At 39.3% G+C, this 26,612-nt stretch carries 26 protein-coding genes; 14 read left to right on the top strand and 12 right to left on the bottom strand.

All coding sequences use genetic code 11. From position 1 onward, the window contains the following. The first annotated feature begins 16 nt into the window (after positions 1-16). Entirely contained in the window at positions 17-763 is a 747-nt protein-coding gene (locus tag DSM02_RS08590; protein WP_128765230.1) for a succinate dehydrogenase/fumarate reductase iron-sulfur subunit, read from the top strand. Positions 764-964: 201 nt separating this feature from the next. Here the strand turns inward: DSM02_RS08590 and radA are convergent, their stop codons facing one another. The 5 genes from radA to panC form a co-directional block, all read right to left on the bottom strand. Beyond that, the gene (gene radA / locus DSM02_RS08595) at positions 965-2,326 is read right to left on the bottom strand and encodes a DNA repair protein RadA (protein WP_128765231.1); all 1,362 of its coding nucleotides are present in this window, start codon (positions 2,324-2,326) and stop codon (positions 965-967) included. Then, positions 2,326-3,462 carry an alpha/beta hydrolase gene (locus DSM02_RS08600; protein WP_128765232.1) on the bottom strand — a complete coding sequence of 379 codons (1,137 nt, stop codon included), beginning with the start codon at positions 3,460-3,462 and terminating at the stop codon, positions 2,326-2,328. The genes radA and DSM02_RS08600 overlap by 1 nt, the downstream gene beginning before the upstream one ends. A gap of 88 nt (positions 3,463-3,550) precedes the next feature. After that, complete coding sequence (locus DSM02_RS08605) at positions 3,551-4,519, bottom strand: lysylphosphatidylglycerol synthase transmembrane domain-containing protein (RefSeq protein ID WP_128765233.1); 969 nt, start codon at positions 4,517-4,519, stop codon at positions 3,551-3,553. Between the two features lies 1 nt (position 4,520). After that, positions 4,521-4,871: an aspartate 1-decarboxylase gene (panD, locus tag DSM02_RS08610; protein WP_128765234.1), complete on the bottom strand. Its 351-nt coding sequence runs from the start codon at positions 4,869-4,871 to the stop codon at positions 4,521-4,523. An 18-nt stretch (positions 4,872-4,889) separates the two neighbouring features. Further along, the gene (gene panC / locus DSM02_RS08615; RefSeq protein WP_164918268.1) at positions 4,890-5,738 is read right to left on the bottom strand and encodes a pantoate--beta-alanine ligase; all 849 of its coding nucleotides are present in this window, start codon (positions 5,736-5,738) and stop codon (positions 4,890-4,892) included. Positions 5,739-5,845: 107 nt separating this feature from the next. Here panC and DSM02_RS08620 point away from each other — a divergent pair, with 107 nt between their 5' ends. The 6 genes from DSM02_RS08620 to DSM02_RS08645 all read left to right on the top strand — a co-directional run bounded on the left by DSM02_RS08620 (position 5,846) and on the right by DSM02_RS08645 (position 12,867). After that, positions 5,846-6,655 (top strand): glycogen/starch synthase, encoded by an 810-nt coding sequence (locus tag DSM02_RS08620; protein ID WP_128759739.1) that lies wholly within the window; start codon positions 5,846-5,848, stop codon positions 6,653-6,655. 18 nt (positions 6,656-6,673) lie between these two features. Next, positions 6,674-8,275 carry a DUF4270 domain-containing protein gene (locus tag DSM02_RS08625; protein WP_128765235.1) on the top strand — a complete coding sequence of 534 codons (1,602 nt, stop codon included), beginning with the start codon at positions 6,674-6,676 and terminating at the stop codon, positions 8,273-8,275. A gap of 5 nt (positions 8,276-8,280) precedes the next feature. Next, positions 8,281-10,131 carry a glutamine--fructose-6-phosphate transaminase (isomerizing) gene (gene glmS, locus DSM02_RS08630; RefSeq protein ID WP_128765236.1) on the top strand — a complete coding sequence of 617 codons (1,851 nt, stop codon included), beginning with the start codon at positions 8,281-8,283 and terminating at the stop codon, positions 10,129-10,131. Positions 10,132-10,370: 239 nt separating this feature from the next. Further along, the gene (gene atpD / locus DSM02_RS08635) at positions 10,371-11,879 is read left to right on the top strand and encodes a F0F1 ATP synthase subunit beta (protein WP_073096162.1); all 1,509 of its coding nucleotides are present in this window, start codon (positions 10,371-10,373) and stop codon (positions 11,877-11,879) included. Positions 11,880-11,950: 71 nt separating this feature from the next. Beyond that, positions 11,951-12,229, top strand: a complete 279-nt coding sequence (locus DSM02_RS08640) for a F0F1 ATP synthase subunit epsilon (protein ID WP_128765237.1) — start codon at positions 11,951-11,953, stop codon at positions 12,227-12,229. Between the two features lie 107 nt (positions 12,230-12,336). Further along, the gene (locus tag DSM02_RS08645; protein WP_128765238.1) at positions 12,337-12,867 is read left to right on the top strand and encodes a hypothetical protein; all 531 of its coding nucleotides are present in this window, start codon (positions 12,337-12,339) and stop codon (positions 12,865-12,867) included. 2 nt (positions 12,868-12,869) lie between these two features. On the opposite strand, the gene DSM02_RS08650 is transcribed toward DSM02_RS08645, so the two are convergent. The 4 genes from DSM02_RS08650 to DSM02_RS08665 all read right to left on the bottom strand — a co-directional run bounded on the left by DSM02_RS08650 (position 12,870) and on the right by DSM02_RS08665 (position 16,135). Then, entirely contained in the window at positions 12,870-13,565 is a 696-nt protein-coding gene (locus tag DSM02_RS08650) for a cyclase family protein (RefSeq protein WP_128765239.1), read from the bottom strand. Continuing rightward, the gene (locus DSM02_RS08655) at positions 13,544-15,319 is read right to left on the bottom strand and encodes a M61 family metallopeptidase (RefSeq protein ID WP_128765240.1); all 1,776 of its coding nucleotides are present in this window, start codon (positions 15,317-15,319) and stop codon (positions 13,544-13,546) included. The genes DSM02_RS08650 and DSM02_RS08655 overlap by 22 nt, the downstream gene beginning before the upstream one ends. 70 nt (positions 15,320-15,389) lie before the next feature. Next, a complete protein-coding gene (locus DSM02_RS08660) occupies positions 15,390-15,617 on the bottom strand; it encodes a helix-turn-helix domain-containing protein (RefSeq protein ID WP_128765241.1) in 228 nt (75 codons plus the stop codon). Positions 15,618-15,619: 2 nt separating this feature from the next. After that, positions 15,620-16,135: a DUF2975 domain-containing protein gene (locus tag DSM02_RS08665; protein WP_128765242.1), complete on the bottom strand. Its 516-nt coding sequence runs from the start codon at positions 16,133-16,135 to the stop codon at positions 15,620-15,622. Positions 16,136-16,408: 273 nt separating this feature from the next. Between DSM02_RS08665 and DSM02_RS08670 the strand changes: the two genes are divergently transcribed. From DSM02_RS08670 to bioA, 4 genes are all read left to right on the top strand, one after another. Next, a complete protein-coding gene (locus DSM02_RS08670; RefSeq protein WP_128765243.1) occupies positions 16,409-17,677 on the top strand; it encodes an aminotransferase class I/II-fold pyridoxal phosphate-dependent enzyme in 1,269 nt (422 codons plus the stop codon). 27 nt (positions 17,678-17,704) lie between these two features. Continuing rightward, the gene (gene bioD / locus DSM02_RS08675) at positions 17,705-18,325 is read left to right on the top strand and encodes a dethiobiotin synthase (RefSeq protein WP_128765244.1); all 621 of its coding nucleotides are present in this window, start codon (positions 17,705-17,707) and stop codon (positions 18,323-18,325) included. 91 nt (positions 18,326-18,416) lie between these two features. Beyond that, entirely contained in the window at positions 18,417-18,701 is a 285-nt protein-coding gene (locus DSM02_RS08680; protein ID WP_128765245.1) for a GIY-YIG nuclease family protein, read from the top strand. 66 nt (positions 18,702-18,767) lie between these two features. After that, the gene (gene bioA / locus DSM02_RS08685; RefSeq protein ID WP_128765246.1) at positions 18,768-20,033 is read left to right on the top strand and encodes an adenosylmethionine--8-amino-7-oxononanoate transaminase; all 1,266 of its coding nucleotides are present in this window, start codon (positions 18,768-18,770) and stop codon (positions 20,031-20,033) included. Here the strand turns inward: bioA and DSM02_RS08690 are convergent. Then, positions 20,030-20,476: a cytochrome c oxidase assembly factor Coa1 family protein gene (locus tag DSM02_RS08690; protein WP_128765247.1), complete on the bottom strand. Its 447-nt coding sequence runs from the start codon at positions 20,474-20,476 to the stop codon at positions 20,030-20,032. The genes bioA and DSM02_RS08690 overlap by 4 nt on opposite strands. Before the next feature lie 186 nt (positions 20,477-20,662). On the opposite strand from DSM02_RS08690, the gene DSM02_RS08695 reads away from it, so the two are divergent. From DSM02_RS08695 to DSM02_RS08705, 3 genes are all read left to right on the top strand, one after another. Then, positions 20,663-21,841 (top strand): beta-ketoacyl synthase N-terminal-like domain-containing protein, encoded by a 1,179-nt coding sequence (locus DSM02_RS08695; RefSeq protein WP_128765248.1) that lies wholly within the window; start codon positions 20,663-20,665, stop codon positions 21,839-21,841. A gap of 115 nt (positions 21,842-21,956) precedes the next feature. Beyond that, a complete protein-coding gene (gene bioB, locus DSM02_RS08700) occupies positions 21,957-23,036 on the top strand; it encodes a biotin synthase BioB (protein ID WP_128765249.1) in 1,080 nt (359 codons plus the stop codon). 17 nt (positions 23,037-23,053) lie between these two features. Continuing rightward, the gene (locus DSM02_RS08705) at positions 23,054-23,920 is read left to right on the top strand and encodes a cupin-like domain-containing protein (RefSeq protein WP_128765250.1); all 867 of its coding nucleotides are present in this window, start codon (positions 23,054-23,056) and stop codon (positions 23,918-23,920) included. Here DSM02_RS08705 and DSM02_RS08710 read toward each other — a convergent pair. After that, a complete protein-coding gene (locus DSM02_RS08710; RefSeq protein ID WP_128765251.1) occupies positions 23,917-24,396 on the bottom strand; it encodes a regulatory protein RecX in 480 nt (159 codons plus the stop codon). The two genes, DSM02_RS08705 and DSM02_RS08710, sit on opposite strands and share 4 nt — an antisense overlap. A 460-nt stretch (positions 24,397-24,856) precedes the next feature. Then, complete coding sequence (locus DSM02_RS08715; RefSeq protein ID WP_128765252.1) at positions 24,857-26,395, bottom strand: Rne/Rng family ribonuclease; 1,539 nt, start codon at positions 26,393-26,395, stop codon at positions 24,857-24,859. Positions 26,396-26,612 lie beyond the last annotated feature (217 nt).

Consider the following 26,612-nt stretch of genomic DNA (forward strand, 5'->3'; position numbering starts at 1 on the left):
AAAGATAACTTTTACTATGAAGTTAACACTCAAAATATGGCGTCAGGAAAACGCTAAGGCAAAAGGAGCGATGAAAACCTATCCGATAGATGGGATTGAAGGCGATATGTCTTTTCTTGAAATGCTTGATGTTCTTAACGAAGAGCTTATAAATAAAGGAGAAGTTCCTGTAGAGTTTGATCACGATTGCCGCGAAGGTATTTGCGGAAGTTGTTCTTTGCAGATTAACGGTGAGCCTCACGGGCCAGACCGTTTAGTGACTACCTGCCAGTTGCACATGCGTAAATTTAATGATGGAGATACCATCGTTATTGAGCCGTTTAGAGCAACTGCATTTCCGGTAGTAACAGACCTTATTGTAGATCGTACTGCTTTTGATCGTATTCAACACGCAGGTGGTTATATCTCTGTGAACACTTCAGGTAATACTATTGATGCAAACAGTATTCCGGTAAATAAGCACGATGCAGACGACTCGTTCAACGCAGCTACATGTATAGGGTGTGGCGCTTGTGTTGCTGCTTGTAAAAATGCAAGTGCGATGTTATTTACTTCGGCTAAAGTTTCTCAATATGCATTGTTGCCACAAGGTCAGGTTGAGGCTGTAGAACGTGTAGAGAATATGGTACGCCAGATGGATTTAGAAGGTTTCGGAAACTGTACAAATACCGGGGCTTGTGAGATAGAGTGCCCTAAAGGAATTTCTTTAGAAAACATCGCTCGTATGAATCGTGAGTACTTAAGCGCTACGTCAAAAGGATAATTTTTTCGCAAAGCGGAAAGCATAAAAACACCCGATAGTTTTAAAACTATCGGGTGTTTTTAGTTTTATTGGTGCCGCCAAAGGGTTTAATATCCTGAAGCTAGCCTCGAATTTAAAAATATATTTCTGACGAATGCCTTTTGGGCTTGTCTCTATATAGTTTACTGGTTTCCAGTCTATAAGAAATTCAGTAGTTGTGTTTTATCCAAACAACCACTCCACCACATCATTCATCTTAGCGACGCGTATGATAGTAATACCATAATTATTCTTAGGAACTTTGCAGTATTTTGAAATCATTATCGTGCCAAAGCCAAGCTTTTCAGCTTCTAGAATGCGTTGTTCTACGCGAGTTACCGGTCTTATTTCGCCAGCTAGACCCACTTCCGCTGCAAAGCAAATATCTTTTGCTACCGAAATATCTTCATTACTTGATAATATAGCGGCAACTACAGCGAGGTCAATCGCAGTATCATCTACTGAAATTCCACCGGTTATATTTAAAAACACATCTTTAGCCCCAAGTCTGAATCCCGCACGTTTTTCAAGCACTGCCAAAATCATATTGAGACGCTTGGCATTGTAGCCCGTAGCACTGCGCTGTGGGGTGCCGTAAACTGCGGTACTTACCAAAGCTTGTATTTCTATCATAAGCGGTCGCATGCCTTCTAAAGTTGCAGCAATGGCTGTTCCGCTTAAATCTTCATCATTTTTAGAAATTAGAATCTCAGATGGATTGGAAACCTCTCGGAGTCCGCTGCCTTGCATTTCATAAATACCCAACTCATTTGTTGATCCAAAACGGTTTTTATGAGCTCTTAAGATGCGGTAGACATGGTTGCGGTCACCTTCAAACTGAAGAACGGTGTCTACCATATGCTCCAGAATTTTAGGCCCGGCAATGTTTCCATCTTTTGTGATATGCCCAATTAAAATTACCGGCGTGGCGGTTTCCTTAGCGAATTTAATGAGCTCTGTGGTGGTTTCTCGTATTTGAGAAATACTTCCCGCTCCACTTTCTATATAATCGCTGTGCAGCGTTTGAATAGAATCTATAATTACAATGTCTGGTTCTACTTCTTCAACCTGCTTAAAAATATTCTGAGTTTTGGTTTCGGTAAGAATGAGGCAGTTATCAGCATTGGGATTTATACGTTCTGCGCGCATTTTAATTTGTTGTGCACTTTCTTCTCCAGAAACATAAAGGGTTTTATAAGGAAGGGTCAATGCAATTTGTAGCATCAGTGTGCTCTTACCGATACCGGGTTCGCCTCCTAAAAGCGTCAAAGAGCCCGGAACCAAGCCCCCTCCTAAAACCCGATTCAATTCTTCGTTTAGGGTGTTTAATCTGGCATCTTTAGTGGTGTCAATCTCCCGAATGCGTTGGGGTTTTGCCACACGTTTTGAAGTGGGCACTTCGGTTTTCCAGCTTGATTTTTCTGCTTTTTGTACAACTTCTTCTGCGATAGTGTTCCATTCTTTGCAGGAGGTACACTGCCCTTGCCATTTTGCAAATTGTGCACCGCAATTTTGACAGAAAAAAGTGGTTTTAGTTTTTGCCATTAATATCCAAAATCATCTTTAATTTGCTGCGCTCGGGCAACAAGTATATCTTTATTAATATCTCCAATTTCTTTAAGAACTAGCGCTCCTTCATAAGTACGCATTGCTTTTTTAGGTTCCCCGTTTCCTTCGTAAGATCTTCCTAAGTAGTAAGCTCCCAGAATCGTTTCGGGGTATTCTTTACGGGCTAGTTTGCCTAAATTTTCAAAGCCATCCCAATCTGATTTTTGCTCTAGAGCAGCAGCTACAGCAATAAAGTCATTAATGCGGATCTGATCTTTTAAACCGAAAAGATTTTCGATAATCGCATATTTTTCAATCAGATAATTATACGGAGAATCAGATTTGAGTATAACATCTGTAAACTCTTTTTTAGTAACCGGTTTGTATACTGAAAATACCTTTCCTAGGGCATTCGGGATCGCACGGCCAACTAAAGAATAATGCGTAGCGTCGTCAAAATCGTCAAAATAATAGTGAAACTTATCATTTTCTATGGCTTTTAGAGACTGGTCTAATGCGAGCACATCTTCCCGTAGGGATTGAATGTCTTCACTTGCGGTGGCTTGATAGTAAAAAATTTGTTGTTCGGTGCGGCTCAAAACATTAGTAAGGCGCTCTGCCATTTGAGGTGCTAAATCTGGACTTAACGAAATATACGCATTAAACAGGGGTGGATTTTTCATCAAATAATAGTTGGCAAAACCTGCTGTAGCATCGTGCCCAACGATTACATTAAAAGGAGCAAGCCGGTATTGTTTATTCAGCCAAGGAAATAATTCCATTCCTATAAATTCAAAAAAATCGGCACTCTGGTTTGTAGGTAAAAAATTAGTCTCGTCGTATACCGAATCATCCATTCGGTTAGGTTGCATAATACCTACAACTATAGCTTGAGGCATATCTTCCCAATAGCTGTAGTAATCTGCACTACCGGCAACCGGTTCAAAAAGATAATCGCCATCTAAAGTGATGATTACGGGGTAACTTTTGTCTTTGTTTGCTTCGTAATTTCGCGGCAGCTGAATCTTTACATTTCTCGGTTCATTAAATTTAACCGAAGGCACAGATTCATAAATTACTTGTGCCTGGAGGCTGCTGTAAAAAAGCAGGAATAGAAGTAGTGTTTTTTTCATGGAGAATAGATTTGGGAACGTGAATTTAGTCATTATGCTTAAGTATTCCTTAAGCTTTAACGTGACGGATTCAATTATGCTGTAAAAGCTATTTTTTCTGATTGTAAAGCGGAAGGAGGAGAAAAGACAGAGCTCCTAGAATAAGAACTAAAAGGGTTTGTGAACCCCAGACGATCCAGCCAAAAGCTTCGCCGCCCTGTTTGCTGTAATCGAAGAAAATAAAGAGAGCACCAATGGCGATGGGGTAAACGCCTATCCCACCATTGGTAACCGAAATGGAAAATGAGCCTATAACAAACGCAGCAAGAATTACTCCTGTTGAAGCATCAGCGATCTCAGGAATGGTAAACTTTATGACCCAAAACATCAAAACATACATCACCCAGATAAATAAGGTGTGGGCAATAAAAGCCAGTTTATGTTTCATGTTAAGAATGCTGCGCATACCTTCAACTAGGCCGGTCATAAATTGCTGAATCTTGTGTAAAAATCCACTTTTAGCATTTTTTACAATTCTAAAACCGACCCAGATTCCGCCGACGGCGAGGGCTAAAAAAGCTACCGTGTAAAGCGGATTGATGTTTTGATCGTTAAGGTATTCAAGCAAAGTATCTGTTTGCAAAAAAATAGCGATAGCAACAACAAGCAAAAGCATCAAAAAATCTGCAATACGTTCTGAAATGATGGTGCCAAAGGCTTTTTCAAAAGGTACCTCTTCGTAAGTCGTGAGTAAAGCACCACGCAGCAATTCTCCACTTCTGGGAATTCCTAAATTGGCTAAATATGCTGCCATCACCGCCATAAATCGGTTGGCAAGTTTGGGTTTATAACCCATAGGTTCTAGTAAAAATTGCCAGCGCCAAGCTCTTGATAGGTGACTTAAAATCCCAAAGAGTAAAGATACCGCTATGTAAAATGGGTTGGCTTGCTTTATATTTTTCCAAAGAATTGCGCGTTCTTCTTCGGTGGCTGAACTCAGCGAATAATAGATGAGAACAATCCCAATTCCTAAAGGGATTATGACTTTAAGAAGCTTTATGAGAGTTTTTTTGCTCAACTTAATTGAGCAAATTGGTTTCTTCATTAGGAAAAACCAATGAAGGTTTAAAAGCTTTTGCTTCATCAACTTCCATAAAAGCGTAGGTGATTAAGATCAAGGTATCACCTTTAGCAACTTTACGAGCTGCAGCACCGTTAAGTGTAATTTCGCCACTATTGCGCGGTCCGGGAATCGCATAGGTCTCTAAGCGCTCTCCGTTTGTTACATTTACGATCTGAACGCGTTCACCTTCAATAATACCGGCTGCATCCATAAGATCTTCATCTATGGTGATGCTGCCAATATAGTGCAATTCTGCTCCCGTAACTTTTACGCGGTGTATTTTAGATTTTACAACGTTAACTAACATGGTGTAAAAATAGGGTTTTTAATTTAGGGCAATATTGTCAATAAGTCTTACTTCTCCTGCAAATACGGCTATAAAGGCTCTGTATTTTTCGCTTTCTTTCTTTGTGCTCGCATGAGTAAGGGTTGATGCGTTTGCGATTTCAAAATACTCCAACTCGAGATGCTTATTATCTTTAAACTGATGCACTACAAATTTCTGAACTTCATCAACTGTTTGGTCGTTAAAAAGCTCTTTTGCTTGCATTAAGGTTTTGTAAATAAATGGAGAAGCATCGCGCTGATCTTTTGTGAGTCTTTTGTTTCTTGAACTTTCTGCGAGACCGTCTTTGTGGCGACTTATAGGGCACCCAATTATTTTTACTGAAAGCGCTTCGATCGCTACTAACTTGTTTATGATTTGTAACTGCTGGTAATCTTTCTCTCCAAAAAATGCAAAATCAGGATTTACAATTTCAAATAAATGTTTGAGAACGGTGGCAACTCCTTCAAAATGGCCTGGTCTAAAAGCTCCTTCCATGACTTGATTAAGTCCGTCAAAACTATAATTAATAGATTCAACCTTAGAGCCATAAATCGTTGTAGTGCTAGGAGCAAAAACAAGTAATTCGGGGTTTGTAGATTCTAAAAACTCAAGATCTCCTTGTAAATCGCGCGGATACGTTTCTAAATCTTTAGGGTTATTAAATTGTGTAGGGTTGACAAATATACTTACCACAACAATATCACAATTTTTCGAAGCAAAGTTGAACAGGCTTGCATGCCCGCGATGCAGGGCGCCCATGGTAGGTACGAAACCTATTTTTGCGCCATTTTTTTTGTGTTTTGCAACAGCAGCAGAAATTTCTGGTCTATTGGTATATACGTGCATCAGGATTTATTTAACAGGCGGCAAAATTACTATATTACTGGCAATCTGCATAAAATTTCGTAATTTTGCGTGTTTTTTAGCCTTAACAGAAACTTAGAAGCACATTTATGAAAAATAAGAGGATATTGTACGTATCATCTGAAGTTATTCCATATCTACCTGAGACAGAGATTGCATCAATGTCTTTTGAAGTACCGCAAATGGTCAATAGCAAAGGAGGTCAAATTAGAATTTTTATGCCTAGATACGGCAATATCAATGAAAGACGTCATCAGCTTCATGAAGTGATACGACTTTCAGGTATGAATTTGGTCATAAATGATTTTGACATGCCGCTTATTATTAAAGTAGCCTCTATACCTAAAGAGCGTATTCAGGTTTATTTTATAGATAACGAAGAGTATTTTAAACGTAAAGCAACTTTTACTGATGAAGAAGGAAAGCTTTTTGCAGATAATGACGAGCGAGCTATATTTTTTGCAAAAGGTGTTGTTGAAACGGTGAAAAAATTGAATTGGGCGCCAGATATCATTCACGTCCATGGTTGGTTAGCGTCTTTATTGCCTTTGTATTTAAAACAATATTATGCTAGTGAGCCGTTGTTTAAACAAAGTAAAATTGTGACTTCGGTTTACAATACAGGTTATGAAGGTGCGTTAAATGAGCAAATGATAGACAAGATTGCTTTTGATGGTATTGATAAAGAAGCTATTTCAGAATTAGAAACTCCTTCTTATGACAACCTTATGAAGGTTGCTATTAAAAATTCTGATGCAGCGATTATAGGTTCGTCTGATTTAAGGGAGGAGCTTACTGCATATTTAAATGCAACAAAAATTCCTGTACTGCCTTACAAGAAAAAAGAAGAGTTTGCTCAGGCTTATGAAGAGTTTTATACCACAAAGGTATTAGACTAAAAAACAAATAAAAAAAGAATGAAATTGAATACGGTGTTGACGAGAACATTAGTAGTACTAATGCTTCTTTTTATCTTCTTTTCTTGTGAAGATGATATACAAGGAATAGGTAGTGGACTGGTGGATGAAAGTAATTTTACTTCTGGTAGTGAGACTTATCCTGTGGTCGCTTATAGCGAGCGTTTTTTTGATTCAGTTGGAGTTCAAACCAATGGATTTAGTACAGGAGCTCTAGGATATTATCAAGATTCTATTTATGGTACGACTAAGGCTTCTACGTTGAGTCAGGTGGGGTTAAGTGTCTATAATTCTTCATACGGTACAAATCCGGTTATTGACTCTGTGGTTTTTGAAATGCCTTATTTCAGTACAGAGAGTATTAATAGTGATAATGAGAATGTGTACACACTGGATTCGGTTTATGGTTCTGATCTTATTAAATTAACAGCTTTTAGATCTAACTATTTTTTAAATAGTAATAGTGCTCCTGACTTAGAAAATGGGGCGGTTTATTATTCTGATGATATAGCTGAGTTTAATGGTGTAGAGGGTGATACACTTTTTAGCGAAACCTTTACGCCTTCAAATGACCCTTTTGTCACTGTTGTGCCGGCTGATTCTGAAGATGAAGATGATACCAGAACAACGCTTTCTCCAAGATTGCGCCTGCGATTAGACCAAAATTCTTATGGTGAGACCTATTGGCAAACAAACATTTTAGATAAGGGTGGTGATGATGAATTGTTCAACGGAAATGCTTTTAGAAACTATTTTAGGGGAATTTATCTAAAAGCAGAGCCTGTATCTAATAAAGGAAGCTATTTTCTTTTTGATAAATCAAATACTAATATTATAATATATTATAAAAACGGAGCAGAAGGTTCGCGTAGGTCTGCAAGTCTTACATTGTCGTTTAGTGGAGGGTCTGTTATAGGGTATGATAATGACTTTAACGCTTCGATTAAAGCTGAACTTACTGGCGTAGATAAGGAAAATGGCGAAGAAAACCTTTATTTAAAAGGCGGTCAGGGCAGTATGGCGGTTATAGAACTGTTTGGCCCTGATGATAATAATGATGGTATTCCTGATGATTTAGCTTTTATGCGTACTGAGCAACGTTTGATTAGAGAAGCTAATTTAGAATTTTTTGTTGATCAGGATAAGATTAATTCTTTTGCAGGAAGTTCTGTTTCAGAGCCAGAGCGTATTTATATCTATAATTTAGAAACAAATCAGCCTTTAGAAGATTTTTTTAGAGATGCGACAGCTCCTAATAATGGTCCAATTACAGCAGTTGGAACCACGCATTTAGGTCCTTTAACAAGAACTGAAACTGGCGAAGGAATCAGTTATAAAATAAGAATTACTGAATATTTGAAAAGATTGTTAGATGAAGATAATGATAATCCGGCAACAAAACTTGGTGTTGTGGTGAGTCAAAATTTACTTTCAACAGCTACAGGAAGTATAGAAGGAAAAACATCTTCAGATATTCCCAGCAGAGTACCTTATTCTTCGATTATTTCTAATAGAGGTACAATTCTTTATGGAAGTTCTGAAAGTGTTCCCGAAGCCAAACGACTTAAACTGAAAGTTTTTTATTCGGAAGCATCTAACTAGATTTTATGTGTGGAATTGTAGGTTACATAGGTCATAGACAAGCATACCCAATTGTAATAAAAGGGTTGCAGCGACTTGAGTATCGCGGTTACGACAGTGCCGGGGTGGCGGTTTATGATGGAGAGAACATTCAACTCTGCAAAACGAAAGGTAAAGTAGATGATCTAAAAACTAAAGTTGAAACTTCAATAAAGACGGAGGGAACTTTAGGAATAGGTCATACGCGCTGGGCGACTCACGGCGTTCCTAACGATCTGAATTCACACCCGCATTATTCAAATTCTGGAGACCTTGTAATCATTCACAATGGTATCATTGAGAATTACGATGCAATAAAACAAGAGCTTACTAAACGGGGTTACACTTTTCAATCAGATACTGATACCGAGGTCTTGGTAAATCTTATAGAAGATGTGCAGATCAAACAAGGTGTAAAATTGGGTAAGGCGGTTCAAATCGCTTTAAATGAAACTGTTGGCGCGTATGCAATTGCAGTTTTTGATAAGAAAAAGCCTAATGAAATTGTGGTTGCTCGTTTGGGTAGTCCGCTAGCAATAGGTATCGGCGAAGATGAATTTTTTATCGCTTCAGATGCTTCCCCTTTTATAGAATATACAAATAATGCACTTTACCTTGAAGATGGTGAGATGGCTGTTGTGCGTAGAGGTAAAGAGATCAAAGTCTTTAATATTAAAGATGATGCGATTGTAAGTCAGCCTTACATTCAAGAATTAAAATTAAATCTTGAGCAAATTGAGAAAGGCGGTTATCCGCATTTTATGCTCAAAGAAATATATGAACAACCTCAGGCTATTCGTGACACCTTTAGAGGTAGGATGCGCGAAAATAAGGGCATCGTAAAAATGGCTGGCGTAGATGATCATATAGATAAATTCATCAATGCCAAGCGACTGGTTATTTTAGCTTGTGGAACTTCCTGGCATGCAGGCTTGGTTGCAGAATATATTATCGAAGAACTGGTTCGCGTTCCTGTGGAGGTTGAATATGCTTCTGAATTTCGGTATCGTAATCCAGTTATTGAAAAAGATGATGTTGTGATTGCGATTTCTCAAAGTGGAGAAACAGCAGATACAATGGCGGCTATGAAGCTCGCTAAAGAAAAAGGAGCTTTTGTTTTTGGTGTGTGTAATGTGGTTGGGTCTTCTATTTCAAGAGAAGCACACGCCGGTGCATATACCCATGCGGGGCCTGAAATAGGTGTAGCATCAACTAAAGCATTTACAACACAAATTACAGTTCTTACGTTGCTGGGTTTAAAAGTAGCTAAAGCCAAAGGTCGAATTTCTACCTCAGACTTTCATATGCACCTAGAAGAGTTGCGCTTGATTCCTGAAAAAGTAGAGGAAGCTTTAAAGAGCAATGACCGTGTCAAAGAGATAGCAGCCGTGTATAAGAATGCTTCTAATTGCCTGTACTTAGGTCGCGGATTTAACTTTCCTGTAGCTTTAGAGGGGGCTTTGAAGCTTAAAGAAATCTCTTATATTCATGCTGAAGGTTATCCGGCTGCAGAGATGAAGCATGGTCCTATTGCTTTGATTGACGAGCAAATGCCAGTTGTGGTTATTGCTACCCGTCGTGGTCATTACGATAAAGTAGTGAGCAATATTCAAGAGATCAAAAGCCGAAAAGGTAAAATTATCGCAATTGTTACCAAAGGTGACGTCACCGTAAACGAACTCGCAGATCACGTGATTGAAGTGCCAGAAGTGATGGATTCTATGTCTCCGTTGTTAACTACTATTCCGCTTCAGCTTTTATCGTATCACATTGCGGTGATGCTGGGTAAAAACGTAGATCAACCTCGTAATTTGGCGAAGTCTGTTACGGTTGAGTAATTCCCTATAAATTAATATTCTGAAGAATTTATTTGTTTTTTAGTTTCCTGTGCATCTGTTGTTTAATGAGGTGGTGAGGTTGATTTGTTATGTTTTTTCAGAACCAAATAAATTCAATAAAAGTCTTTTAGGTTTTTAAATATTAAAAACTATCTTTGCACGACGAAAAAAACGAGGGGTATTTATGCTTAATTTATTTTTTTCGACTACATATTTTGCTAAACATTAAATAGTTAAGAATGTCAAAAGTTACAGGTAAAGTTGCCCAGATTATCGGCCCTGTTGTAGATGTTGAATTTGCAAACAATGCAGATCTTCCTAAAATTTATGATTCGCTAGAAATTACTAAAGCAGACGGAAGCCTTTTAGTACTAGAGGTGCAATCTCACGTAGGTGAAAACACCGTTAGAACTATCGCTATGGATTCTGCTGATGGTTTGAGCAGAGGTACAGAAGTAGTTGCTACTGGTGCACCTATTCAAATGCCAATAGGTGAAGATGTTTATGGGCGTTTATTTAATGTTATTGGCGATGCTATCGACGGTATTGGAAACCTTCCTAAAGCAGGAAAAGATGGACTTTCAATTCACCGCGAAGCACCAAAATTTGAAGATTTATCAACTTCTACAGAAGTTTTATTTACAGGTATTAAAGTGATCGACTTAGTTGAGCCTTATGTAAAAGGGGGTAAAATTGGTCTTTTTGGAGGTGCTGGTGTAGGTAAAACCGTATTGATTCAAGAGTTGATCAACAATATTGCAAAAGGTCACGGTGGTCTTTCTGTATTTGCCGGAGTAGGTGAGCGTACTCGTGAGGGTAACGATTTACTTCGTGAGATGCTAGAATCTGGTATTATTAAATACGGTGAAGACTTTATGCACTCTATGGAAGAAGGCGGTTGGGACCTTACTAAAGTTGACAAGGCTGCTATGAAAGAGTCTAAAGCAACTTTCGTATTTGGTCAGATGAATGAACCACCTGGGGCACGTGCTCGTGTGGCGCTTTCTGGTCTTACTATTGCTGAGTATTTCCGTGATGGAGCTGGAGACAGTCAAGGTAAAGACGTTTTATTCTTCGTAGATAACATTTTCCGTTTTACGCAAGCGGGTTCTGAAGTGTCTGCACTTTTAGGTCGTATGCCATCTGCGGTAGGTTACCAGCCTACATTAGCGACAGAGATGGGTGCAATGCAAGAGCGTATTACGTCAACTAAAAAAGGTTCTATTACATCTGTACAGGCGGTTTACGTTCCTGCGGATGACCTTACTGACCCGGCACCGGCTACAACTTTTGCCCACTTAGATGCTACTACTTCATTATCTCGTAAAATTGCAGAATTAGGTATTTATCCTGCTGTTGATCCATTAGAGTCTACATCAAGAATTATGTCTTCTGCTGTTTTAGGTGAAGCACATTATAACTGTGCACAGCGCGTAAAAATGACGCTGCAGAAATATAAAGAATTGCAAGATATTATTGCGATCCTTGGTATGGAAGAGCTTTCAGAAGAAGATAAATTGGTTGTTAGTCGTGCACGTCGTGTACAACGTTTCTTATCTCAACCGTTTCACGTAGCTGAGCAATTTACCGGATTACAAGGAGTGCTTGTAGATATTAAGGATACTATTAAAGGATTTAATATGATTATGGATGGTGAGTTAGATCACCTTCCTGAAGCAGCATTCAACCTTAAAGGTACTATTGAAGAAGCTATTGAAGCTGGAGAGAAAATGCTTGCAGAAGCATAAACTGAGTCTACCGTTATCAGTCTCAGTATAAAGTACTGTAAACTGTAACTGTTCTCTGTAAACTAAAAAATATGCATTTAGAAATAGTAAGCCCTGAAGCAACCTTATATAGCGGAGAAGCTACTTCGGTTATTTTACCTGGAGCTGACGGAGCATTTCAGTTATTAGACAATCACGCAGCTATCGTTTCTCTTTTAGAAGAAGGAGTTGTGAAAGTTAAAGGAGCTACGCTTTCAGATAAAGCAAAAAAGCATTTCACTGCCGGTAAAGAAGCAGGTGAGTTTGTACTCGCTATCAAATCTGGAACGGTTGAAATGAAGGATAATAAAGTAATTGTTCTGGCTGACTAAGTTGAACAATCAAATAATAAAAAGCGCTTAATCATTTTTTGATTAAGCGCTTTTTTATTGGCACCGCCAAAGGGTTTAATACCCCGAGGTAGTTTACTTTAGCAGTTATGAAATCTACTGATCGGCTTATTATAAATCAGACGGAGCGCTCTTTTCTTATTAAAGTGATTGCTGCGTTGCTCTTTACTGCTACGGCTTTTTTAATCTTTTTAGTTTATTGGATAACCTTTCAGGGAGGTTTTGATTTTGGCAAAGAACGTGATTTTAAGGAGTGGGGTAAACAACTTAAAAGTGTTCTGGTTCTAGGGGTGTTTGCTTTTGGAATAGGTTCTTATCTGGCTAAACGCAAACGTATTATTTTTGACCAATCGTCTAAAAAGTATAAGCTAGAATACTATATAGGTCCTTTTTATTGGGGAAGCTGGTCGAATTACGAAGCACTTAAAATGATTGGCATATTTAAGAATTCAAAAGGTATTTACGAGTTAAATATTTGGTTTTCAAATTCACGACATATTAAGTTTGAGAAGTTCCTTTCTTTTGAAAATGCATTAGCAGAGGCAAAATATATAGCAGAGATCTTATCTCTTAGAGTATGGAATACTTCAGATCCTAAAAAAGGATTTTATATTGAATGAGTTTAAAATATAGCAACTGCACGTACAGGAGAACCGGTGCCGCCTTTAATTTTTAACGGAAGTGCTATAAACTGAAACCTGCCGCGATTTATCAACTGATAAAGATTTACCATATTTTCATAATGTGTAAAGCCAAGCTCACCACAAATTTTATGCACTTCGGTATTACTGATTTTTGGCACTCCGGGAGACATGGTTTCTACGCCAAAAGCAGCAATCTTTAAATTACCTAAATACCTTGCTGCTTCAGCGGTTAATCCCGGTCCTTTGTTCCAGTTTTTTGTATTGAAATGCTTGCGATAATGATCGGTATAAATAAGAACAGTATCTCCTTTTTTAATGCTTAAATCAGCTTTTTTACAAGCCTTCTGAAGTTCTTCAGGGGTTATCAATTCCTGTAAACCTTTATGGGAACAATCAAGGCAGATTCCATCCGTATAAAACATAGACAAAGGCATCGTATCTATAGATTGGCCTTTGTTTTTGCGATCCATATGATTGAGCGCATCTACGTGAGTGCCTGTATGCTCTCCCATTGTTAGCTTGTGAACGCTGGGGGTTTGTGTTGTGGGACTCTCATCACCATCCCATTGTTCATGCGTAGCGTAAATTTCCATTGAGACAGAAGGCAAACTTTTATAAACCGGCATCCCATCATATATTTCTTGACTCAGGTCTATGATTTCTTTGCCAGCCATGCTTCTCGTGCTTTTACAGTATTGTTCTTTGCGTCTTTATCAATACTTATACTGTAAGCAGGATCAGCAACCAGACGTACGGAGGTCTTTAATTCATTTCCGAATCGCAAAAAACTAACCTCAAGCATATCGTCTATATTCATTTCGTCAAGCAACTGGTTAAAGACTTCGTTTGAAGTCATTTCAATGCCGTCAATAGCTGTAATGACATCTCCTTTATCAAGCTCGGCTTCATAAGCCGGACTTCCTTTAAATGTGTTCTTGCTGATTTCCAGACCCGATGCGGTCTCTTTAAACGAGGCTCCAAAATAAGCTTTGTCAGTATCTTGTTCCAGTTTAAGGCCAACAGAGGCCAGCAGGTTTTCATAATCTGGCATCTTGCTGTTATAAATATAATTTTCAAAAAAGTTTTGAGCGAAATCGCTGCCGGCATAATCAGCAAGCGTATTTAGAATATCTGCATCTGTGTAGGCTACTTCGGTTTTACCGAAACGCTTCCACATCAATTGCATAAAATCGTCTAAGTTCAGGCCTTTTTCGCGTAGGCTTAAATCTAAAGCAAGACCCAAAACGCTTCCGTAGGAATAATAGGAGATAAACATATTCTCGCGGTTTACAGGATCAACCGAAGTTGCGGCATCTACAAAGGGTGCCTGATTGCTCATTTCAATCGGGTTGAAATACTCCAGAGCCGGTGAATTCCATACATAATTAAAGGTGCCGTTCAGGCTTTTTACATACTCTTCCGCAGAGATGATCCCTGCACGTTCTAAGATCAGGTTGGTGTAATAACTGGTAAATCCTTCGGCAAACCAAAGGCTGTTGCTCATATTGGCTTTATCAAACTGAAAGGGTTCTAAATCTGCAGGGCGAATGCGCTCCACATTCCAGCTGTGAAAATATTCGTGAGAAACAGTACCTATATTGCCTTTCATTCCGCCATTGGCAAGTGTTTCAGTATCGGTAAGAATGGTGCTGTTGCGGTGTTCCATCCCATCGCCGGAAACATTGGGCATATAACAGGCGAGAAAGGTGTAGGTGCCGTAATCGTATTTAGGCAATTCGCCATAAACGGCCTTTTCCTGCAAGACAATTTCTTGGACCTTATCCCAATATGCATCAAATTCGGCTTCGGTACCCGGATCGTGCAATACAAACTTTATCGTCTGACCGTCGACTTCAAATTCTCGCGCTTTGTAGTCGCTTATTTCGGTAGGGCTGTCCATAAAATAGTACAGGTTTGGGGCGGAAAACGTATTTCCTTTCTCGTGCTTGAGTTGAGTAGCGACCTTCCAATCCAAATCTTCCCGTGCGTCAAAAGTTATTTCGATGGGACGTTCCTGTAAGCCTTTGGCATACATAAAAGTTGCCGGCATATTCAGATGCGCGTGGGTTGCATCTACCTGTGAATAGGTGCCTCCGCCCCGATTGGCAAAGAGAATGTATTCTATGTTGATTGTGCCATCTGTATTGGTGATGATCCAGCTATACGGGTTGTCTCGTTTGACCTCAAGCAGTTCTCCAGCTGCATTGGTTGCTTTAAAACCGTAAACATTTTTGGCAAACTCGTGAATGGCGTAACGACCCGGCGAAGATCTACTCATTTCAACGCGCAACGTGTTTGATTTAATATTCGGAAATGTTGCTTTTACTACCGCCTCGTGGTGCACGGCATTATCAAAAGAAATTTCATAGGTATTGGTCTGAGCCTGAATAGAAAGGCTTACAAGTAAGAAAGCAATCCAAAGTTTCATGTAAAGCAGTTTGAGAATGAACTTTAAAAATACTCATAAAACCAAGATTTTTCTAGAAACAGAGCTATTTCTATTCCCCACCTTTGGAGGGGGCAGGGGAGGAAAAGGCTAAAATATCTCCCGGCTGACAATCTAAAGCCTGGCAAATGGCCTCTAAGGTTGAAAAACGTACCGCCTTGGCCTTACCCGATTTCAGGATCGAAAGATTGGCTTCGGTAATGCCTACAATTTCTGCCAGGTCTTTACTTTTCATATTGCGGTCTGCCAGCACCTGATCTAAGTTGATGATGATGGGCATAGCTAGACGGTTAAATCGTTTTCTTCTTTTAGGGCTAAAGCTTTTCTAAAAGCGTCACTAAGCAATAAAAACAGGACGCCCACAATCAGCAGAAATAACAGCAAATTGAAATTAGACGAGCCAAAAGTGATGCTGAATTTCCCTGAGTTTGTTAGTATAGCATTTACACCAACAAAAAGAAACGAGCCCAGAGCGCAGGTGGTAAAAAAACGTCCGGCTTTATTCGTGCACAACACCACTTCTTTGGAGAACAGCTTTCCTTTTAACAGCAATCCCGCAAATTTGCGCAGCTGGTAAAACCCAAAGAAGAACAACAGAAATAATGCGAAAAAAGCAAGTGTAAAAAGTAAGGCTTTCCCTCCAAAACCAGTTGAGGTAAACGGAATATTCACATTAATGATGCTTTGCTCTGGAAAAATCAGGATGTACAAAATAGTTCCGGGAAAAAAGACCACAATGGGAATCATCAGAAAGAAAGCCAGATCAATAAGCAGCTTAAAGAGTTTGTTAAGATTCATCCTTTTAATAATGGGTTACTCCAATAACAACTTTATCTGCAATAAAAGCCATGATTGTAAAGAGAATTACAACTGATGCGGCTACAATGAATAATACATTTTTAGTTTTCATACGTTTAAATATTATCGTTTTACGATAACAAATATAGCTTAATTATTGAAAAACAATAATTATTTTAAAAAAAATACCTCACAGGTTTCAAAAACCTGTGAGGCCTATAGAATTCACACGCTTACTTTGGAGGGGCTGGGGGAGGAATGTATCTTTGTGGGATGCTGCCCAAAAAATTACAGGACAAACTCGATACGCGTAGAGAGAATAACTCTCTGCGCGAGTTAGGTTCCCCTCCACTGGAGGGGTTAGTGGAGGCTGTAGATTTTTCTTCAAACGATTACCTGGGTTTTTCTAAAAACGAGACCATTTTTCTCCGTGCCAGTGAAATCTTAGAAGAACAAAACCTGAAACAAAACGGAGCTGCCGGTTCGCGTTTGCTTTCGGGAAATCACAAAATTTACCATCTGGCTGAAGATTATATCGCAGAAACACACGGAGTGGCGTCGGCCTTGATTTTTAACTCGGGTTATGATGCGAATGTGGGTTTTTTTAGCAGTGTACCCCAGCGGGGTGATGTGATTTTATATGATGAATTCATACACGCCAGCATTCGTGATGGGATTCAGATGAGCCATGCAAAGGCTTATAAATTCAAGCATAACGATTTAGAAGACCTGGTATCGAAATTGTCACTTCGAGCGCAGTCGAGAAGTCGAGCGGGTCACACTGAGCTTGTCGAAGTGCAGTCGAGAAGTCAAGTAAATACAAATCAAAGCGAAATTTACGTAGTTACCGAATCGGTTTTTTCTATGGATGGTGATAGTCCCGATCTTAAAGCAATGAACGATTTATGCGAAAAGTACGGAGCTTATTTTATAGTTGATGAGGCTCACGCCCTCGGTGTATTTGGGTTGGGATTAGTCGATAATTTGGCACTAGGGCACCGAGTTGTGAGGTTGGTGACTTTTGGGAAAGCTATGGGTTGCCACGGAGCCGCTATTTTGGGATCTGACCAACTCAAGTCTTATCTGGTTAATTTCGCCCGCAGCTTGATTTATACAACCGGTTTGCCGCCGCATAGTGTAGCCACCATCTTAGCTTCTTATAAACAGCTTGCAAATGTCACCCCGAGCGGTTCTGCTGAGCATCGCCGAAGTACAGTCGAGGGGCTTTCCGATGAAGTGAAAAAGCTTAATAAAATTATTCAATTCTTCCGTAAAGAAATCAAAACTAAAAAGCTTCAGTCTTATTTTATAAGCAGTGATTCCGCGATTCAATCGGCAATAATTTCAGGAAATGAACGCGTTAAAGCCATTTCGCGAAAGCTTAAAGAAAACGGTTTTGACGTCAAAGCGATTCTTTCGCCCACGGTACCTGCGGGACAAGAGCGCTTGCGATTTTGCCTACACAGTTACAATACGCAAAGTGAAATAGAAACCGTTCTGGAGCTTCTGGCAAAATCTTTAGAGGGATTCTCTGCAGATTAAACTTGCGGTAGTACCTTTGCAAGCACTATGAAAAAACAGACTTTTTTTATAACCGGTATTTCTACAGAAGTAGGAAAAACCGTGGCTTCGGCAATTGTGACAGAAGCTTTGGAAGCTGATTACTGGAAGCCTATTCAGGCGGGTGACTTAGACGATTCTGACACCCATAAGGTTAAGCGGTTTATCAGTAATACTAAAACGCATTTTTTTGAAAATGCCTTCAGTCTGCAAACACCTATGAGTCCGCATGCGGCGGCAGTCATTGACGGCGTTTCTATTAAAGCTTCAGCAATACAAAGACCGGAAACTAATAATCATTTGGTGATTGAAGGCGCGGGCGGACTGTTGGTTCCTATTAGTGATACCGAAACCATATTAGATTTAATTCAGGTTGAAGATAAAGTGATTGTCGTTTCGAGACATTATTTGGGCAGTATCAATCACACCTTGCTAACCATTGATAAATTGAAACAAGAAGGAAAAACCATTTTCGGAATTCTTTTTAGTGGCGAAGAACATCTCACTACCGAAGCTGTAATAAAAAAGATGAGCGGAGTACCAGTTTTAGGGCGTATTGATGAAGAACCCTATTTTGATAAAATGGTGGTTAAAGAATATGCAGAGCTTTTGAGGGAGAGACTTAGATGATATCCGTCACCCTGAACTTGTTTCAGGGTCTCGCAAGTTGATTTTTAGAATTGGGTCTCGACTTTTAGATAATAAAATTAAGTTTGATGCTATGCAAAATAGTTATGTTTATATCGTAACTAATACTTACAGGACAACCTTTTATATTGGCGTGACCTCAGACTTAAAACAGCGTATGTTAGATCATCTGGAAAATAGAGGATCTAAGTTTACTTCAAAATATAACCTACATGACTTGATTTATTTTGAAGAATTTACAAATATTGATCAAGCAATTTTAAGAGAAAAACAATTGAAAAACTGGAGAAAGAGTTGGAAATTGAATTTGATTAAGGAGAAAAATCCAACACTTCAAACATTAAATATTTTTGAGTAGAAAACACGCTATTCAAATGTGATGCTGAAACAAGTTCAGCATGACGCTAAATAAAAATTCACTATTTTGAATCTAACCGAACGCGATAAAAAACACATCTGGCATCCTTTAACGCAGCATAAGCTGCATCCGGAATCAAAACCTATTGTCAAGGCAAAAGGTGCTTTGCTGTATGATGAAGACGGGAAGGAATATGTAGATGCGATTTCGTCCTGGTACACGGCGATGTATGGGCATTGTAATGATTTTATCATTGAGCGTGCACACAAACAAATGCTGCGGCTGGATCAGATTATTTTTAGCGGATTTACTCATGAGCCTGCGGTAGAATTGTCTGAAAAATTAATGGCTATTCTCCCTGATAATCAGCAGAAGCTGATGTTTAACGATAACGGTTCTACTGCTACCGAAATCGGTATTAAAATGGCGTTGCAGTTTCATCACAATAAAGGCACAAACCGCAAAACCTTGCTGGCTTTTGAAGAAGGATTTCATGGCGATACATTGGGGGCGATGTCTGTAAGTGGCTTATCGGTTTATAATGGTCCGTTTGAAGACTATTTTATTGATGTAAAACGAATTCCGTTGCCTAATGGCGAAAATGAAACGGCTATTTTAAAAGCTATAGAATCTTTTCACGCCGAAACTCCGTTAGCCGGTTTTATCTACGAGCCGCTTGTGCAAGGTGCAGCCGGAATGAAAATGTATCAGGCAGAACATCTTGAGTCTGTTTTGCGGAAATGTAAAGAACTTGGGATAATCACTGTGGCAGACGAAGTGATGACCGGCTTCGGTAAAACCGGAAGTTATTTTGCTTCAGACCATATTACTGTAAAGCCTGATGTAATGTGCTTGTCAAAAGCACTTACGGCAGGTCTTGTACCGATGGGAATCACCACCTGCACGCAGGAAATTTACGATGCCTTTTACGATGATGATATCGGCAAGGGGTTGTTTCATGCGCATACCTATTCGGCAAACCCTATTGCCTGCGCGACTGCTATCGCCGGTATCGAATTGTTGCAATCTGAAGAAATTCAGTCAAATATCAAACAGATTGAAAGTTGGCATCAGCAGTTTGCTAAAGAATTAGAACAGCATCCTAAGGTTCATTTAACGCGTCAGCAAGGTGTGATTTTTGCGCTAGAATTGGCCATCGAAATGGAGCGTTATGGTAATCTGCGCTATCAGATATACGAGTCTTGTATGGCAGAAGGAGTGTGTTTACGACCTTTGGGAGCGACAATTTATATTTTAGCACCTTATGTAACAACGCGCGACCAAATGGAACGGGTGTATGCGGCGATCAGGAAAGTATTGGACGTGTTTTAATAATCTCCCTCATCCAATTGGTTTTCTCTCAGATCAATAATTTCACCTGTATTTTCTAACTGAATTTCAAAAACCTCATAGACCTTATCATCGTCACTACCTGAAGTCTTTACAGTCAGTGTAGCTTCACCATTTGGGCCATTAATAGGTATGGTTGCTTCAGTAGTTTTGTGGCCGTTGTTGTATTTTACATTGTAGTTAGAGCCAAAAGTTCCTTTTTCAATAGGTTCTCCTAAGGCTTCGATTACTTTAGTATTGTTTTGAGCAATTTCAAAGGCATCATCTCCACCTGATCCAGATTTTACAGCGCTAAAAAAGCTAAAAAAAGCTCCGCCAATTAAGATGATTCCTAGGAGAATTACGGTAAAGCAACCGCCTACAGGTATTACCCATTTCCAGTTGCGAGACCACCAGCTACGTTCTTCATTTTCTAATTCGTTCATTGTTTGATTTTTGAACTGTGAAGCTAAGAATTTTCTGCATAAACATGCATATTTAAGATATTGTCCGTTACCGAAATATTAATTTTGCTTGATAAAATAGATTTTGAATTTGAGAGGTTTTCTTAGAAAACACGGTCTTTTTAAGATGTGTGTTTCAAATTAGCCTGCTGAATCAAAAAAATAAATGTGAAACAACCTATTTCAATAACCGGAATTTCAGCAATTTCAGCAGAGAAAAGCACTGGATCTCTAGGGTCGCATGCGCTATGTTTTGATAAAGGATTAGAGACCTGGGTAGGAAAAATCCCTGAAGAAATCTTAGCTGAAATTGAAGCCATACGTGATGAAAATCGGAATTATCAGGCTTTAGACGCTTCGGTCTTGTATGCTATGTACGTGTCAAGATTAGCTGTAAAACAATCCGGTTGGGAGGTAAATTCTGATTTTGGAATAAATATCGGTTCCTCACGTGGAGCCACTCAGCTTTTTGAAAAGTATTACGATGCATTTTTAGAAACCGGTAAAAGTGAGACCCTGGCTTCTCCAAGCACAACCTTAGGAAATATTTCATCTTGGGTAGCTCAGGATTTACAGAATAACGGCCCGGATATTTCACATTCAATAACGTGTTCTACGGCCCTACACGCAGTGCTTAATGGAGTTGCCTGGTTGCAATCCGGGATGTGTAAGAAATTTTTGGTAGGCGGTAGTGAAGCGGCTTTAACGCCATTTACCATTGCGCAAATGAAAGCTATCAAAACCTATACGAGAGCTTCTGTTGATGCTGAATTTCCGTGTTTAGCATTAGATCTGGATAAGACTGAAAATACGATGGTTTTAGGGGAAGGTGCTGCGGCTGTTTGTTTAGAAATCGGTATAAAGGAAAATGCATTGGCCTACATCAACGGAGTAGGTTACGCTACCGAAAAATTAAAGCATGCGGTTTCAATTTCTGCAGAAGCTACCTGTTTTCAAAAGTCGATGGAGATGGCGATTGAAGATGCTTTCGGGGAAACCGGAAATGATGGTATTTCCGCCTTCGCGGAAATGACTAAAAATGTTGATGCGATTGTGATGCATGCTCCGGGAACAATTGCCGGAGATCAAACAGAATATAAAGCCATTCAGAAACTATTTGGTGCAAATCTTCCGTTATTAACAACCAATAAATGGAAAATAGGACACACCTTTGGCGCCAGTGGCCTACTCAGTTTTGAGGCAGCTGTGCGTATGCTACAAAGCGGTAACTATGAAGAAGTTCCTTTTGTTTCGCAGCAAGCACAACCTAAAAAATTAAAGAATATATTAGTAAATGCTGTTGGTTTTGGAGGAAATGCGGTGAGTATTTTGATTACCGGAACTTAGTTTTTCGCAATTATAAACATCAGATTTAGTATTTTTGAAATCGCTATTGGCGATATAGAATTGCTTTTTCTAAATTGAAAAAATATCTTTTCGCTAAAGAATTAAAAAAAGACCCATGAAACACGATTGGACTCGCGAGGAAATCCTCGATATATACAATAAACCTTTAATGGAGTTGCTTTATGAAGCTGCAACAGTTCACCGTGAGTTTCACGATCCAAATACTGTGCAGGTTTCTACCTTGCTGTCTATAAAAACAGGAGGTTGCCCTGAAGACTGCGGGTATTGCCCACAAGCCGCTCGATATCATACTGATATAGAGGGTAATGATTTGATGGGTGTTCAGCAGGTAAAAGCTCAGGCTTTACGAGCAAAAGCTTCGGGAAGTTCTCGTGTTTGTATGGGGGCTGCATGGAGAAATGTAAAAGACGGCGAAGAGTTTGATCAGGTTTTAGAGATGGTGCGTACCATCAATAAGCTGGATATGGAGGTGTGTTGTACCTTAGGTATGATTACCGAAAATCAGGCACAACGACTGGCTGAAGCTGGTTTGTATGCGTATAACCACAACTTAGATACTTCAGAAGATTATTATAAAGATGTGATTTCTACTCGTGCTTTTCAAGATCGTTTAGATACGATAGGAAATGTGCGTAAAACCAATGTTACCGTGTGTAGCGGCGGGATTATAGGGATGGGCGAAAAGATTGAAGATCGTGCAGGTATGCTGGTTGCACTGGCTACTTTAGATCCGCAACCCGAGAGTGTGCCCATCAATGCTTTGGTAGCCGTTGAAGGTACGCCGATGGAAGATATTGAACCTATTTCTATCTGGGAAATGGTGCGTATGGTTGCAACTACACGTATTGTAATGCCTCAAACACAAGTGCGACTTAGTGCAGGACGTACACAAATGAGCAGAGAAGGGCAAGCGATGTGTTTCTTTGCCGGAGCCAATTCTATTTTTGCAGGTGACAAGCTTTTAACGACTCCTAACCCTGATGTAAATGAGGATATGGAAATGTTTAAATTGCTTGGCTTAAATCCACAGGCTCCATTTGTGAAGAAATCACAGCCAGAAACGGTTGAAGCTGCTGAGTCTAGACATTTGCCTAAAGGTGAAAAGCCAAAATGGTCAAGACCTGGACACACAATTCCGCGTAACGAAGAAGCTAAAGCAAAGGCAAAAGCTTAATTTAATTTACAGCATACTTGAAACTTACCGAAATACATAGGGTAAAGAATATTACCAAAGAGGAGTTTGTTAAGAATTACCTCAAGCCACAAAAACCTGTTGTAATCGAAAACCTTATAGGGGGTTGGCCTGCTTATGACAAGTGGAGTTTAGATTATATCAAGGAGATTGCTGGTGATAAAGAAGTGCCTTTGTATGATGATCGCCCGGTAACTCACAAAGATGGTTTTAACCAGGCGCATGCTACAATGAAAATGGCAGATTATGTTGATTTGCTAAAGCGTGAGCCTACTAATTACCGTATTTTTCTTTATAATATTATGAAGGAGGTACCTTCGTTGAAGAAGGATTTTAAGTTTCCTAAAATTGGTCTGAGGCTCATAAAACAAATCCCGATGGTGTTTTTTGGAGGTGAAAACTCTAAAGTATTTATGCACCACGATATTGACTGGGCAAATATTTTACACTTTCATTTCCACGGAAAAAAGCAGTGTATTTTATTTCCTCCAGATCAGACCGAAAACCTGTATAAGGTACCACACTCCTTGATCACAAGAGAGGATATTGATTTTGATCATCCGGATTATGAGAAATTTCCGGTATTGAAAAAAGCCGAAGGCTTTATCTGCGAACTCAACCACGGTGAGACGCTTTATATGCCGGAAGGCTATTGGCATTATATGAAGTATGTAACACCTGGTTTTAGTATGAGTCTTCGTGCATTGCCACGCAAGCCTAAACATCTCTTAAAAGCCGTTTATAACGTTTTTATTATGCGTCATTTTGATAATCTGATGCGTCGCAGAAAAGGTCAGGCGTGGATTGATGAGAAAAACGAGCGCGCGATTGCTGAAACTCACAAAAAACATGGATTAGCGGTTTAAGGTATTAATTCTTTAGCCTTTTCATAAACCCAATCCCCCGGCCAGCCACGATAGAGGAGATAGTCGGCTAGTTTTTTACGCTTTTTGTATTTGTCTTTTTCGGTGAGTTGGTCAAAACGTTTTTGAGCCAGTGTGTCAAACGTATTTCGATATTCTTCTTCGGGGATTTCTGTAAAAGCTTTATTAATGAGGTAGGTGCCTATTTCGCGTTGCTTCAGTTCTTGTTTGATGCGGTTTTTACCCCATTTTTTATGACGAAATTTTCCGCGTGCAAAACTTCTTGAAAAACGTTCTTCATCTAAAAATTTATGCTGTAAAAGGTGATATACAATTGCATCTATCGCATCAGGAATCATACGCATTTGATAGAGCTTTTCGCGCACTTCTTTATGACACCGATCTTGATAGGCACAATACGCTTCAAGCTTGCGCTTGGCTTCTTCTACAGTATAGGTTTTTGTGGGTTGTTGATCCAAAATAGGCTTGTAGTGGTAGAGTTTTGTTTGAAGTTCGGTAAAAGTACGAATTTGTGGTGATTGGAACGGAGGGCTGGCATAGTAATCATAATCATTATATGTTTTGAGTCGTTAAGCTAGGTTAGGCATCTGTGTGGTTTGGAACCTAGTCGTTTGAATTATAGAAGGGGTAAGGATTCTAAATAGATAATCAATAGCATTAGTGATATGATACCACAATGGATCTATGGTTTGCTACACTTTTTGTGGAAAAGTGTGGTTGCACTGTGGTTGCATTGTGGTTGCACTTTGAACTTACTGTGGATTAATCATAGAGTATTCTGTGTGCAAAACGGAGATGCGGTATGGTTAACTGGATGTTTGTATGGTATTTAAATGTGCGCTTAATACGTGATAGGGTTTTAAACAAAGTCTAAGAAATAAAAAACCCCCACCGTTTGCACGATGAGGGTTATTTCAGTTATCTAATTTCTTTCCCGTTCTTATCTGTAAAACGGTACTCGAGATACGTGTAAGCATCTCTGGGCATTATTTTTACCCATTTTTTGTGTTCCATAAACCATTTAGAACGCGGTGATGGGAAGCCTTTTGTCAAGAAGGCTGCTATAAAAGGGTGCGTATGTAACGTGATCTTTTTATAGTCTTTTTTTAATAGTTTGGTCAAGTCTGCCTGAATGCGATTTACCACACTAATAGGGGCTTCTATCTCACCATCTCCATTAGGGTCTTTCTCCCGGGTTTTGATATTCATTTCGGGACGCACACGTTGCCGTGTGATTTGTATAAGACCAAATTTACTTGGGGGTAAAATTTTATGCTTGGCGCGGTCATCACTCATCTCATCACGCAAGTGATTAAAGAGTTTTTTACGATTTTCGGCCTTACCCATATCGATAAAGTCTATAACAATAATACCTCCCATATCGCGCAGACGTAGTTGTCTGGCTATTTCGGTAGAGGCGATCAAATTAACTTCTAATGCTGTCTCTTCCTGGCTCTTAGCCTTACTCGAGCGGTTACCGCTGTTTACATCTATTACGTGTAGTGCTTCTGTGTGTTCAATAACCAGATATGCACCGCGACTCATAGATACGGTCTTGCCAAATGAAGTTTTTATTTGACGCTCTATGCCATGTTTTTCATATATAGGCACGTTGTTTTGATATAGTTTTACGATACTTTCTTTATTAGGTGCAATCTCTTGCAGGTATTCTTTGATTTGGTAGTACAATGTTTCATCATCTACACAGATGTTTGTAAAGGTGTCATTAAAAAGGTCTCTTAACATAGAAGAGGCTCTGTTCATCTCACCTAAAACTTTACTGGGTAAATGAGCATTGTGTAATTTTTTACACATGGCGGTCCAGCGGTCCACCAAGTTTTGTAGATCTTTGTCTAGTTCTGCAACCATTTTTCCTTCAGCGACAGTACGTACGATCACTCCAAATCCTTTGGGGCGTATACTTTGCATCAAGCGTTTAAGACGTGCCTTTTCTTCTTTAGATTCTATTTTTTGTGAAATAGAAATGCGATCAGAAAATGGTACGAGAACCACATATCTTCCGGCGATAGATAGCTCACTGCTAATTCTGGGGCCTTTTGTAGAAATGGGTTCTTTAACTACTTGAACAAGAAGAGACTGGTTTGATTTAACAGCATCTGCTATCTTACCATTTTTGTCTATGTCTTTGTCTGCAGGAAAGTTTTTTAAAGAAAAATCTTTTAATTTACCTGTGCTTACACGTTTTACAAATTTCAAAAGTGTGGGAAGCTGCGGTCCTAAATCGTGATAATGCAAAAATGCATCTTTCTCGTAGCCAACATTGACAAATGCGGCGTTTAGACCAGAAACCGTCTTGCGTATTTTAGCAATAAAAATATCGCCTACGCTAAACTGATTGTCTTCCTCATCCTTATGTAATTCTATTAGTTTACCATCTTTTAAAAGGGCAAAATCAACTGAAGTGGAACTGGATCGAATTATTAATTCATTATTCACGCTTCATTAAATTATATCCATCCCGCGAATACGGGACAAAAGATTAAACATTATTTTTCACAGGATTTTGTGTTTCCGGTAGGAGGTATGTGTTCCCAAAAAAATAAATGGGAAAATAGCTCCAGATGTCAATGAACGTTTTATTATACTAACGGTATAATAAAAGAAAAAAGTAGTACTAGACTACTTTTTCTTTTTGTGACGGTTAGCACGACGG

Origin of the sequence: Leeuwenhoekiella polynyae (assembly GCF_004104075.1) — a bacterium.
In the GTDB taxonomy this organism is placed as follows: Bacteria; Bacteroidota; Bacteroidia; order Flavobacteriales; family Flavobacteriaceae; genus Leeuwenhoekiella; species Leeuwenhoekiella polynyae.

Excerpts from the sequence above, each read along its gene's own strand:
- DSM02_RS08590 (WP_128765230.1), top strand. The coding sequence starts at position 17 with ATGAAGTTAACACTCAAAATATGGCGTCAGGAAAACGCTAAGGCAAAA.
- radA (WP_128765231.1), bottom strand. The coding sequence starts at position 2,326 with ATGGCAAAAACTAAAACCACTTTTTTCTGTCAAAATTGCGGTGCACAA.
- DSM02_RS08600 (WP_128765232.1), bottom strand. The coding sequence starts at position 3,462 with ATGAAAAAAACACTACTTCTATTCCTGCTTTTTTACAGCAGCCTCCAG.
- panD (WP_128765234.1), bottom strand. The coding sequence starts at position 4,871 with ATGTTAGTTAACGTTGTAAAATCTAAAATACACCGCGTAAAAGTTACG.
- panC (WP_164918268.1), bottom strand. The coding sequence starts at position 5,738 with ATGCACGTATATACCAATAGACCAGAAATTTCTGCTGCTGTTGCAAAA.
- DSM02_RS08620 (WP_128759739.1), top strand. The coding sequence starts at position 5,846 with ATGAAAAATAAGAGGATATTGTACGTATCATCTGAAGTTATTCCATAT.
- DSM02_RS08625 (WP_128765235.1), top strand. The coding sequence starts at position 6,674 with ATGAAATTGAATACGGTGTTGACGAGAACATTAGTAGTACTAATGCTT.
- glmS (WP_128765236.1), top strand. The coding sequence starts at position 8,281 with ATGTGTGGAATTGTAGGTTACATAGGTCATAGACAAGCATACCCAATT.
- atpD (WP_073096162.1), top strand. The coding sequence starts at position 10,371 with ATGTCAAAAGTTACAGGTAAAGTTGCCCAGATTATCGGCCCTGTTGTA.
- DSM02_RS08640 (WP_128765237.1), top strand. The coding sequence starts at position 11,951 with ATGCATTTAGAAATAGTAAGCCCTGAAGCAACCTTATATAGCGGAGAA.
- DSM02_RS08645 (WP_128765238.1), top strand. The coding sequence starts at position 12,337 with ATGAAATCTACTGATCGGCTTATTATAAATCAGACGGAGCGCTCTTTT.
- DSM02_RS08650 (WP_128765239.1), bottom strand. The coding sequence starts at position 13,565 with ATGGCTGGCAAAGAAATCATAGACCTGAGTCAAGAAATATATGATGGG.
- DSM02_RS08655 (WP_128765240.1), bottom strand. The coding sequence starts at position 15,319 with ATGAAACTTTGGATTGCTTTCTTACTTGTAAGCCTTTCTATTCAGGCT.
- DSM02_RS08660 (WP_128765241.1), bottom strand. The coding sequence starts at position 15,617 with ATGCCCATCATCATCAACTTAGATCAGGTGCTGGCAGACCGCAATATG.
- DSM02_RS08665 (WP_128765242.1), bottom strand. The coding sequence starts at position 16,135 with ATGAATCTTAACAAACTCTTTAAGCTGCTTATTGATCTGGCTTTCTTT.
- DSM02_RS08670 (WP_128765243.1), top strand. The coding sequence starts at position 16,409 with ATGCTGCCCAAAAAATTACAGGACAAACTCGATACGCGTAGAGAGAAT.
- bioD (WP_128765244.1), top strand. The coding sequence starts at position 17,705 with ATGAAAAAACAGACTTTTTTTATAACCGGTATTTCTACAGAAGTAGGA.
- DSM02_RS08680 (WP_128765245.1), top strand. The coding sequence starts at position 18,417 with ATGCAAAATAGTTATGTTTATATCGTAACTAATACTTACAGGACAACC.
- DSM02_RS08690 (WP_128765247.1), bottom strand. The coding sequence starts at position 20,476 with ATGAACGAATTAGAAAATGAAGAACGTAGCTGGTGGTCTCGCAACTGG.
- bioB (WP_128765249.1), top strand. The coding sequence starts at position 21,957 with ATGAAACACGATTGGACTCGCGAGGAAATCCTCGATATATACAATAAA.